Genomic DNA, 2,452 nt, shown 5'->3' with positions numbered 1-2,452 from the left:
GGGAAGATTTCTGGTTCTCACCCACGAAAAAAGAATGAAATCAATAAATTGAGTGTACCGGCATAATCAATTTATTGAATCTTACTGCACTTTCGTGGGTCAGTATCGGAGAAACTCCCCGCATCGTCCTTAAGTTTCCGTCGTAGCCTGCTCATGGTGCTCAGGCTGCGACCGACCAGCTAGGCTCTCCCGACAATCGGGTTGATCGTGTCTTCGCAGAGCCTGTCGCCGACGTTCAAGCTTTCGAAGTAAGCCGTGGGCAGAATGTCCTGGCACCCGTTAAAGGTGCAGCCATCGGGCATGAAGGCCGCGGTCATCGCGATCCGGCGGCGGCGGGTCATGTTGGCCCCGGCGCCATGCGCCGTAAGGCCGTTGTGAAAGCTGCAATCGCCCGCGCGCATTGGGACCGCGACAGGGTCCGTCTCTGCCATCTCGGGGTAGATCTTGAAGAGTCCCGCAAGGTCTTTCCCGATGTTGGCGTTATCGTAGCGGGCGAGCCTGTGGCTGCCCGGCACGAACGACAGGCAGCCGTTGAGGGGCGTCGCATCCTCGAGCGCGATCCAGATCGAAATCGCGTCGCGCGAATGGAAGGCCCAGAAGGGATTGTCGAGGTGCCAAGCGGTTGGGTTGCCGTAGGGCTCTTTGATCAACGCCTGATCGAGATAGATCCGCATCGCGGGCTGGCGCGCAAGGGCGCTGGCCATGTTGCCGATTTCGGGGCCGCGGATGTACCGGTTAATTGTCTCATTCAGTTTCGAAACGTTTATTCGCTGGGTAAAGACCTTGTCGTAGTAGAAGTCCTTACCCTCGACCTGATCGACTCCGCCTGGGGCGATCTTGCGGCCAGCCATCATCTCAACTGCCTCGAGGACGGCGGCTTTGAGTTCGGCCACCTCGGCCGGCGACAAAAGGCCTGGGATGTGCACAAACCCTCGTTCCTGGTATTCTCGGACCTGATCGTCGGTAACTTCACTTTTCATTGCGTCTTCCTTCGGCTGCTAAAATCCATTCAACCTTCCCAGCTTGGGTCATGGCCTTCACCTTAGCCCACTGCTCGCCTCAACCCGCCGCCACCGGCTTAACTTTCACCCCGGGCCACGCATTCAATCCATCCTTCGTTCTGATTCGATTTGCTTAGGCATCATGAGCGTGGGTGGTATTGGCTCGGTAGTTCGGACCACGCTGTATCTAATAAGGAGCCGTTTTCGCTTCACGCTTTAGCCCCGCGCTCGCCACTGCCTCCAACAGATTGAGGTGCCTGCGCTCGTACTCGGATCTCGGGAACGGGCACCCCTCAGAGCAATAGCTGGGGACATCGTCGCCATATCTCACCCAATGATCTGCCGTTTTGTGATTCGATTACGCAACCCCCTGCGATCGCGCCTTAATCTTGTCGAAGAAGTCCTTTAGGATTGGGTTGCGATGGATCCGATAGACGTAGCGCATTGGATGCCGCTTCTTATCGACGCTCCACGCCACCTGATCTGTGAGCACCGGCGTAGAAGTGATTACGCTTTCGCACCAGTCGGGATTGAGCAACCAGGCTACCGGCGCCATATCCCAGATTTCCTTCGACCAACCGACGTGATCGTCCGAGTGTTCCTTGTATCGCTGCGCGAGGAATTTTCCGATTTCTCCGTGTGGTTCGACATGCCGCTCGATCTCCGGAACCGAACTCAGGAGATGCGAGACAACTCCGAGGCATGGCAGAAGTACCACCGGAACCCCGCTGTCAAACAACACCTGCGCCCCGCCGACGTCCTGGCAAAGATTAAATTCCCTGGTGTCCGGCCATTCAAGCGCATCCCCGCCAAGCCAAACAACAACAATCCTATCGATGATGTCGGGCGCCTTCAGGATGGCTGATGCCACGTTGCTGATCGCCGCGATTGCCACGACGTAGAGCGGATCGGCCGTGGAACTTGCGCGAGCGCGGCCAATCAGATCTTCGACTGCGGGAGCGTCTCTCCCCACCTTTTCGGGTCCGACGTAGCTTCTCACTCCCTGGAACACAAGCCCTTCCGGCTCGACGTCCATCCGCGTGAGCAGACGCAGGATCTCGTCATAGCTCAGTTCCATGCCATGACCCGGGTTTTCCGAGCGGGCATTATGAAACGGAGCGGCATAGATCGCCTGAAGGTCGAGTCGATCGGCCGATAACAGCATTTGTACGACCGCGAACTGGTCATCGATCTCGTTGTATGTATCGGTGTCCAGAACGCATCTTACGCGGCCTTTTGGCGGTTCGAGCATTCTGATCCGGTCGGCATATCCAATTTGAGTCATTAAAGTTTCCCCCTTAACCGAGATGCTGGCAGCGGGCCGACGGCTTTCCCGTCGCCGACCGTGAACGAGCAGATATCGTCAGCCTTTGCGCTGAGTTTGACCTTTTCATCCAGATTGAGGATCACCATCCCCTAGCCGTCCGCAACGACATGTGTCTGGGAACCCG

2 protein-coding genes are annotated in these 2,452 nt (G+C 57.1%); both read right to left on the bottom strand.

Features of this window, described 5'->3' with window-relative positions:
• Positions 1-179: 179 nt before the first annotated feature.
• The gene (locus GHK62_RS25200) at positions 180-980 is read right to left on the bottom strand and encodes a phytanoyl-CoA dioxygenase family protein (RefSeq protein WP_153441768.1); all 801 of its coding nucleotides are present in this window, start codon (positions 978-980) and stop codon (positions 180-182) included.
• Between the two features lie 379 nt (positions 981-1,359).
• On the bottom strand, positions 1,360-2,286 hold the full coding sequence (locus GHK62_RS25195; RefSeq protein WP_153441767.1) for a nucleoside hydrolase: 927 nt from the start codon (positions 2,284-2,286) through the stop codon (positions 1,360-1,362).
• Between the last annotated feature and the right edge of the window lie 166 nt (positions 2,287-2,452).

Source organism: Sinorhizobium terangae (assembly GCF_009601505.1).
GTDB classification, from domain to species: domain Bacteria; phylum Pseudomonadota; class Alphaproteobacteria; order Rhizobiales; family Rhizobiaceae; genus Sinorhizobium; species Sinorhizobium terangae.
This window is presented reverse-complemented; position numbering and strand designations above follow the sequence as displayed.

What these genes read in the sequence shown, in the direction of transcription:
- GHK62_RS25200 (WP_153441768.1), bottom strand. Translation starts at nt 980, where the DNA reads ATGAAAAGTGAAGTTACCGACGATCAGGTCCGAGAATACCAGGAACGA.
- GHK62_RS25195 (WP_153441767.1), bottom strand. Translation starts at nt 2,286, where the DNA reads ATGACTCAAATTGGATATGCCGACCGGATCAGAATGCTCGAACCGCCA.